Source organism: Streptomyces sp. SID3343 (genome assembly GCF_009865215.1).
Classification (GTDB): Bacteria; Actinomycetota; Actinomycetes; order Streptomycetales; family Streptomycetaceae; genus Embleya.
In genome coordinates this window covers 1-5596 of the sequence record NZ_WWJX01000531.1, presented here as the reverse complement: position 1 = coordinate 5596, position 5596 = coordinate 1, and the positions used below count along the sequence as shown (strand labels likewise).

Here is a 5596-nt window from a genome sequence, read left to right as displayed (position 1 = left end):
TTCCGGGCCGGGGGGCGGGGTGCGGCCGTCGGTTGCCGGGTCGGTTGCGGGGTCGCGGTCGCTGTCGGCCGGCTGCGGCGGGTCGCCGGCGTTCGGGTCGTCGTCCTCGCGGTTCGGGGGGCGGGCGGGCGGACCCGGCTTCGATTCCTCGTCGTTCGCCTCCTCGTTGTTCGTCTCCTCGTTGTTGGCCTGCCCGTTGTTCGCCTGCCCGTTGTTCGCTTCCTCGTCGTTCGCTTCCTCGTCGTTCGTCTGCTCGGGCGCGGTGATCCGCTCTTGGCGCTCACGCGGGTGATCGTTCTCGTCGGTGACCAGGTCGGGGTGGTTCGTCGCCAACCACACCGTGTCGGCGACGTCGCGCCAGTCGAGTCCGGTCAGCGGTGGTCCGGTCGACGCGCCGGTGCGGGTGTCGGGAGCGCCGTCCGTACCGCCGTTGGTGCCGCCGTTGCTACCGGTGGGCGTCGACTGCGGTACGGGGTCCTGCGGCTGGGCGGTTCGTTCGCTCGCCACGGTCACCCCGTCCCGTCGCCGTTGGGCGGGTGCCAGATCGCCTCCAACACCGCCTGCCACTCGGCGCCGTCCGTGTCACCGGCGCGGTAGGCACCCGATGTCACGAGGTGTGCCGCGTTGAGGAGTTGGTCGGCCGCCAAACCGCCGACCTTGTCGCTGTGTTCCATGAATCTACGGACGAGGTCCCTTTGCGTGGCGTCGAGTTCGCCCCCGAACTGGGCGGCGACCATCGCGCTCAATGCTGCCCTGTCGGGGTCCTCGACATCCAACCGTAGGCAGCGACGCATGAAGGCCGCCGGGAACTCGCGTTCACCGTTGGATGTCATGATCACGATGGGAAATGCATGACACCGGACGATTCCGTCGACAACGGAGGCGGATCCGCCCGGATCGGCGGTGTGTACGGTCACCGACGGGGCCTGCTGTTTCACTCGAACGAGGGGCGGAATGGCATACCAACCGTCCTCGAACAAGTGCAACAGGTCGTTCGGAAGGTCGGGGTCGCTCTTGTCGATCTCGTCGATGAGCACCACGCGCGGCAGCCGCCACGGTAGCAACGCCGTACCCAGCGGCCCCAGTTGCACGAACTCGCCGATGTCCGGCGGCCGGTCGCCGTCCTCGTCGCCGGTCGGGGCCCGGCCGAGCGTGCTCTGCGCGGCGTACCACGCCTGACCGGCCTGCGCCCGGCCCAGGACGTCGTACTCGAACAGCGCGGACGTCAGCGTCGTCCGCGTCGACACCGGCCACTGGAGCACTCGGCCCAGCCGCAGTTCGCGCGCGATCCGGTAGGCCAGACCGGACTTGCCGACTCCGGGGCGCCCGGTCACCAGGAGCGGTCGGCGCAGCAGCAGCGCGGCGTTGACCAGGCGCACCTCCGCCGCGGTGGGCTCGCGCGGCATCGAGGCCGGTCCCAATCGGCGGTCCGCCTCGTCGTCATCGGGAGGTTCCGGCAGGCAGGGGCCGCCGGTGAAGGTGCGCCACCTGGGACCATCGGGCCAGGGACGCTGTTCGTAGCCGGTGTCGTCGGCGTCGACCGCGTCGGCGGTCTCGGCGGTCTCGGCGGTCTCGGCGGTCTCGGCGGTCTCGGCGGCGAGTGTCCCGCCGGTTCCGTGATAGCGGACAACGGGGCGGCGCGTCGGCTCCGGCGCACCATCGGATCCGGCATCCTGCAACGGCACGTTCATTCCAACCCCCCTACGAAGGCCGCTGGAGCACACGGGCCACCGTCCAAGAGCTGCTCCGGGTCGTCCCACACGACGTTGACGTGATCGACGATCAGGCTTTCGAGCGAGTCCGCATCCCCGGCGGCGGAGTCCGCTTTCCACTTTTGCGCACTCTCGGGAAGGTTGGATAGCCCTTCGCCGACCAAGACCTCGTCCACCATGCTGCGGAACTTCGCCGACGCGCTGTCGTAGCGGTGCCAGATGAACACCGGCACGCCCTTGCGCAGCCCCAGGCTCAGTTCCTGGAGTCCCACGGATCCCGCGGTCGTGGTGGGCGCCTCGCTGAGCAGCATGCCGACGATGGCCTCCCGGCGGCCGATGCGCGCGTCCAGCCGGCCGAGGTATTCGCGGGCGGACAGGCCCTGCGACACGCACGCGTGTACGGGATCGCCGCCCCCTTGGCTCTGTTCCTTCCAAACCGCCCACCGCGCCCGCCACGGGTGGTGCAGTTCGCGCCGCTGCACCCGGTCGAGGCTGTGCATCGCGATCCTGCGGTATCTGTTCAGCAGTGGATTGGCGTAGGGGATGTCGGGGTCACCGTCCCACCATTCGACCGGCTCGTTGAGGAGTTCGACCGGGAGGAAGAATTCCAGGACCACTCGCTCGGAGCGCGAAGCCCACGTGTGCTCCAGTCGATTGAGCATCTTCGCGACGGCCACCGCCAGTTCACCGGCGGACACCGATTCCTTGGGCTCGCAGTCGGAAGCGCGGACCAGACCGGTGGATTCGGCGTAGCCGACGGCGGCGGAGATCCGGTAGCGCGGGCCCGCGTCGTCGGGTGGGCCGTCCGGCCGGGCGACCGGCGCCAGGTCGGGTGCGACCTTCACGAACACCTTGATCGCGCGAATGTCGGGCGGCGGGTCGTCGGGATCCACGAACGCGCCGCCCAACGCGGCGGATCGGTCCTGGGCCCGACGGTCCTCGGCCAGGCGCACGCGCAGCTCGGCGAGGCCGCCGGGTCCGTCGACCAGGCTCCACGCGGCCGCGAAATGATCGTTCCAGGCGCGGAGTTCGCCCACCACGTCGGCGGCCTCGGGGCGATGCAGCAGGTGCTCGATCAGGAGCATGCCGGGCGGCAGGCCCGACGCGTCGGCGTTGTGGCCCGCGAGCAGGACGAACGCGTGCCAGCCGTTGGTGCAGTAGCCCGGCAGCCGCACCCGATCCTGGGTGACCACGCCGATCAGCCGACCGAGGTCGGGCACCGTGAGATCCAACGCGCGGCGCAGGGTCTCCCAGCGCGGTGTCTCCCCGTACAGGTCGAGCGCTTCCCACTCGTGCAGCAGGAGCCGCGACCGATCGCGCATCGCGGGGACGAGCATGTCGGTTGCCTCGCACACCACGGCGAGGCCGCGTGGCTGTCGGGCGGCCGTGAACACCGTGTCGGCGAGTTGTTGCCGCGCCGTCGCGTAGTCGCCCAGGTCGAGCCCGCCGAGCCATTGCGACACGAATCCGCGCCACTGCAACCGAGCCTCCGCTCCCAACAGCGCCTGGCTGCCCGCGAGCAGTTCGACCATCTCCCCCAGGATCCGACGTCGAGCCGAACTCGCCGCTCCGTCCCCCACGCGGGCTCCCCCCTCGCATCCCCGTGTCCCGAGCGATCCGGGCCGGCGCGAGTACGGGTGTCGGGTTGATCGGCTCGGTCGCCGATCGCGGCACGCGTGGTGCGCCGGTGCGCGCCCTGGGGCACGGTGCCCGCGTCCGGGCCGGGTGCCGGTGCGCGAGTCGCCGCGAGGGGGCTCGGGCGCCCTCCGCCGCGCCTCGCGTCTCGGGGCGTATCCGCATGATGCCCATCCGGGGCGACTACGCACGCGTCGGAGGTCACGATCGTTGCCGCTCATCGGGGAATCTCCCGAGCCAGCACCTGATGCACCTTCGGATTGGCCCAATAGGCGCTGTGCGCCTGGGAGACGGGCTGCCCGTTGTCGACCTCCACGTCGCGGACTCGGCCCGCGAAGATCTGTTCACCGACGAAGGACAGCAGGTCGCGCGGATCGTGGATGTTGATCCAAGGCGGGAATTCGGTGGGCAGGCCGGTCCCGTAGGGCCGTGAAGGCAGGGCGTCGAGTTCGTACAGGACCGGGACCTGGGAGCCCACGGTCACCAACAGGTCGACGCCCGAAGGCTCGAACCCGCACGGCCCGGCCGATGGTTCGCGCCCGAACGGCGGCTCGCGCCCGGTCGGCCCGTTCACCCCGCCGGCAAGCAGGTCGAAGGCGGCGACTCCGCCGAGACTGTGCCCGAGGAGAACCACCGGCCCGGTGGCCGCGCGTACCCGGTCGGCGATCAGTGCGCGTACGGCCGCGCCGCGGACGAGGTAGGCCAGGATGTCGCCGGTGAACCCGAGCGCGCGTTCGCTCAGCGCGCTGCGGTGGTTGACCACCCATCGGGAGCCACCGGCCCGTTGGGCGGCCCGAGCGGTGAAGCCGAGCACCGCCCCCACCGCGTCCCCGATGCCACGCTCGTCGCCGGCGACGAGGTGGTCCACCACCGCGTCCACGAACGCGTCCCTGGCCGCCACGGGCACGGCACCGGGCCCTCCGGGAGTGCGCGCGGCGCCCCACGCGGCCAGCGCTCGACCGACGAGGCGGGCCGGACCGCCCATCCCCTCGACGGCCAGACCGTCGGCGACGCCCCGGAAGACCACCGAACCAAGCAACTCGTCAACCGCAACCCCGAGCCCAACCGCCTCCGACCCGGGGCCACCGTCGCCCACAACCTCGGCACCACCACCGGTAACCGACGAACCGGGCAACTCATCCGCCGAGCCGCCGAGCCCAACCACCCCCGACACGCGGCCACCGCCGCCCACACCCTCGACACCACCGGAACCCGACGAGCCGGGCAACGCGTCCACCACGCCCCCGAACACGACCGCACCCGACTGGCGGCCACCGTCGCCCACAACCTCGGCACCACCACCGGAAACCGACGAACCGGGCAACTCATCCACCGAGCCGCCGAGCCCAACCACCCCCGACACGCGGCCACCGCCGCCCACACCCTCGACACCACCACCGGAAACCGACGAGCCGGGCAACCCATCCACCGAGCCGCCGAACACGACCGCGCCCGACTCGGGGCCGGCGAACCCGTCGGCCCACGCGACGCGCACGTCGGCCGCGTCGGGCAACTGCGCAACTCGGGCGGCGAATCGCTCGCCGGGCGGGGTCGCTCCGGGCACGAACACCGGCCGTGGCCGGGCCGTCATTGCCAAGAGCGCGAGTTCGGCGTACGGGTCGGTGTACAGCAACGCCCAGCGGGCCCGCTCGTGGTCTTCCTCGCAGCCGGGCGGAGCCCCTGGCGACGTAGGGCGATATCCGGGGATCGAGACCCCGTCGGCGTGCAGGTAGGCACCGAGCGCCGATCCCCAGTCACACGGCTCGACCACCACGTCGGGGCGGACGACGGCCAACGCCGAGCGCAGGCGCTCCAATTCGCGCGCGTAGGCGGGCGCGCGAACCCCCGTACCGTGGACGAAGATCACCGTCGTCATTGCATAGCCCCCAGAGCGACCGCGGCCGGCCGTCGATGCCCCCTGCGATGGTGCGCGTTCGCTGCGAGTTCGCTGCAGTTCCCTGCAGTTCGCTGCGCGAGGCGGCGGGCTCCCAACGGGCGTCGACACGTTACGACGCAACAACCCATCGGTCGCAGCCCTGGACCGAGGTCCGTAATCACCGGACGCCGCCCTTCGATGCCAGGATCGTAGCGCCGTTCACTCCCGCCGGGGCCCACTTCGCAATCCCCACCGAACCCCCCGAGCCACACACTCCCGACCCGCGCACCCCACAGCCCACCCACCCCGAGACGCCCCACCACCCACAGCCACACCCCGACCCGCCACTCGCCGTCTGCCACCGGCCCCGACT

Annotated in this window: 4 protein-coding genes; all 4 read right to left on the bottom strand. The window is 71.6% G+C overall.

The genetic code is table 11. The features are described 5' to 3' along the window. A partial coding sequence (locus GT354_RS16645; RefSeq protein ID WP_161357090.1) for a hypothetical protein occupies positions 1–507 on the bottom strand: 507 nt, incomplete at its 3' end. 2 nt (positions 508–509) lie between these two features. Beyond that, on the bottom strand, positions 510–1685 hold the full coding sequence (locus tag GT354_RS16640) for an AAA family ATPase (protein ID WP_346012054.1): 1176 nt from the start codon (positions 1683–1685) through the stop codon (positions 510–512). A 2-nt stretch (positions 1686–1687) separates the two neighbouring features. Continuing rightward, positions 1688–3292 (bottom strand): hypothetical protein, encoded by a 1605-nt coding sequence (locus GT354_RS16635; protein WP_161357088.1) that lies wholly within the window; start codon positions 3290–3292, stop codon positions 1688–1690. A gap of 272 nt (positions 3293–3564) precedes the next feature. After that, positions 3565–5223 (bottom strand): hypothetical protein, encoded by a 1659-nt coding sequence (locus GT354_RS16630; RefSeq protein ID WP_161357087.1) that lies wholly within the window; start codon positions 5221–5223, stop codon positions 3565–3567. Between the last annotated feature and the right edge of the window lie 373 nt (positions 5224–5596).

Bases quoted from the DNA above. Each gene is read 5' to 3' on its own strand.
- GT354_RS16630 (WP_161357087.1), bottom strand. From the start codon at position 5,223: ATGACGACGGTGATCTTCGTCCACGGTACGGGGGTTCGCGCGCCCGCC.